Origin of the sequence: Streptomyces sp. NPDC005722 (genome assembly GCF_040630935.1) — a bacterium.
Lineage (GTDB): Bacteria > Actinomycetota > Actinomycetes > Streptomycetales > Streptomycetaceae > Actinacidiphila.
The window spans coordinates 1-2815 of record NZ_JBEXYN010000102.1 but is presented as its reverse complement, the minus strand read 5'-3'; the positions used below and the strand labels follow the sequence as shown (position 1 = coordinate 2815).

Genomic DNA, 2815 nt, shown 5'->3' with positions numbered 1-2815 from the left:
CCTCGTCGACTGCGGCTACATCGTCAAACTCAAAATCCAGAACGCCACCGACGGCACCTGGCGCACCGAATTCTCCGTCGCAGGCCTGCCCCACCGACGCGAAGACATCCACCACCTCCTGGCCCACGTCACCGGAACACGCGCCATCCGCGTCGAACCCACCTGGCTCGACCCCCGCAACCACACCCCCGCCCCACCCCACCCGAACACGCCCGAACCCGCACCACCCCAGCCGGACCCGGACCAGCCGGACCCAGCACCCTGCCCCCAACCCGCCATCACAGACGCCACTCCCCCAGCCCCCGACGGCCAGAACCCCCAAAACCCGCAGGCCGACCCGAGTGACGGGTTCCCGACAGTCGGCCAACCGACAGCCGGTAAGCCGACGACCGGCGAACCGGCCGCCGGACAACCGACCGCCGGAAACCCGTCGGCTAAAGAACTAAGACTCCACAAGCAAGACAGAAAGAACTCCTCTCCCTCCTCCCCACCCACCACACCCGACCCGACACCGAGGAGAGAGACCACCACCCCGTCCGGACAAGCACCCTCGGACAGCGCCCCAACACCCCCGGCAGGCCCACCACCCGCAACGCCACCACCACCGCCACCGCGCCGTCCCGCCAACGCCAACGCCAACGCCAACGCCAACGGCAACGGCAACGGCAACGGCAACGGCCCAAGCGATGCCCGCACCAACGCACTCGCACCGACAACAACACCACCCGGCAGCCCCCCAGCAGCCCCTGCCACCCCGCACAGCCACACCCCAAACACCTCCGGCACCAGCACGCCCGCACCAGCAGGACCAGCACCATCCGGACCGCAAGCAGCCCCTATCACCCCGCAGGGCCGTCGCCCCGGCACTGCCCACCCCGCCGCGCCCGCACCAGCAGGGTCAGAACCGGCCGGCCCCCAGGCAGCGGCTGCCGCCCGGATCGCCGACGACTGGACCAACGCCCGCCACCACCACGGCCACCCCGTCCCCACCCTCGCCCCCGACCGCATCGCCCACACCGCCGAGGCACTCCTCGCCACCGGAATCCACGAACAACTCCTCACCCAGGCAGCCACCGCCATGGCCCGCAAACCCACCTGGTACGACCTCAAACGCCACCTCGAACACTGGACACCCCCCACCCGCCCACAACCCACCACACAACCCCGACAAGCCGCCCACTGCGGAAACTGCGACCACGGCTGGACCACCGACCCCGACGGCCGCGCCCGCAAATGCCCCTGCCGCACCCACCAACACCCATGAACCCGCCAACACCACCGCAGACCCCCTCACCGGCACTCCCCCGTCAGCCGTGGCGCAGCTCACCGCCAATCAGTGCTGCACGGGCTCTCCCAAGTACCGACCCCACACCCCAGGCGCCCCGGGCTCAAGCAGGACTCGCCACACCGCCAACAAGCCCGTCCCTGCGCAAGATGCACCCCTGTGCGCAACACCGCCAACAGAGTCGGCCATGCGCAACCGCGGCCATGCGCAGCAATCCCAACGCTCCCCATGCGCACCGCCGACGGCCCCACCCCATTGCGCATCGCAGAACCCGCCCCTACACCCCAATACGCAACCAGGCCCAGCCCACCACCCACCGCGTGCGCAACCAGCAGCCCCGGCCTTCGCGCATCACAAGCCCCACCCCAACACCAGGGCGGCCGTGGTCAACATCCACTCCCTGTCGCGGTCGCTGTCTACACCGACGGGCATCTCGAAATCCTCCTACACGTCGGCGCAGATCGCGGTTGGCGTTCCCGCACGCGCAGGTTCGAGGGCGGGTAGGAGGCACTGCAGCCAGCCAGCGCGACATGGACGGCATCGGTGCAACCGAATCGCGAAGCGCTCCGCGTTCGCACACATCAGGACAAGGCGGCTACCGGGTCGTCCCCCAGGACTGTGCCCAGCAGGATCGCCAGATCCGCCGCCGAAGGCCGCCGATAGTCCGGCTGGGACATCACGTGGCTCAGGACAAGCTGGGCGGCAGGCCACACCGTCGCCGGGCGGACCGGGATACCGCGGGTGGCGATGGCCTGCAGCAACTCCCCAGCGTCCATGGCGCCCGGGTCGACGTGGGCCTCCTCGTAGGCGAGGGGCCATTGCTCGGTGAGCGCCCACCACAGGCTGGCCGCCAGTGTGTACACCTCGTCCGTGGAGGTGACGACCAGGGGCCGATGCCCGCGGTGGACCTTCCACGCCAGCTCTGGCGCCGGCAGATGGGGCGTGAGGCCGTCCTCGGCGGTGCAGCCCGCGTCAACGGCCTCGTCCACACCGCGCCGGGCCCACAGGTCCCGGGCCCGCGCCCGCGGCTCCGCAGCACAGCGCAGCGTCCCGCACCGGCCGCGCTTCACGGCGGCCCGAGACGGGGATGTCCCCAAGTAGGGAAGCCGCCGTAAGATCGTCCCCACCACAACTACATAGATGTCAGAGTTTGTTGCCGGGCCGAATGGCCGTGTGACCAGCCGGAATGCGGCGTGGCGCGAGAATGCGCCGCAGGTGATGGCGCAGGTAATAGTGCAGGCGTTGCCGCAGGTGATGCCGCAGGCGGCTTGTGGAACAGCAGCGTGCCGCGGGCGGAGGCGGGCTTGGGTGGCTGGGTGGCATCTCTCGCCGGGCGCGGTGGCGGTGGCGTCGGCTGACTGCCGGGTTCGTTTCTCTCGGGCCCGGTTGTCCCTGCTTCGGGCTGGTGCGCTTCAGGTTCGGCGTGCTTCTAGTGGGGTTGCGTCCTTGGAAGTGGTGTAGCGGGTTGGACCTGATGCGGGGGTTTGCTCCGGCGTCTGGGTTGGTGCCCGCATAGACAAACGGCCACCG

General features: G+C 70.0%; 1 protein-coding gene. It reads right to left on the bottom strand.

The genetic code is table 11. The features are described from left to right. Positions 1-1866: 1866 nt before the first annotated feature. On the bottom strand, positions 1867-2355 hold the full coding sequence (locus tag ABZ479_RS41510) for a hypothetical protein (RefSeq protein ID WP_500466431.1): 489 nt from the start codon (positions 2353-2355) through the stop codon (positions 1867-1869). Between the last annotated feature and the right edge of the window lie 460 nt (positions 2356-2815).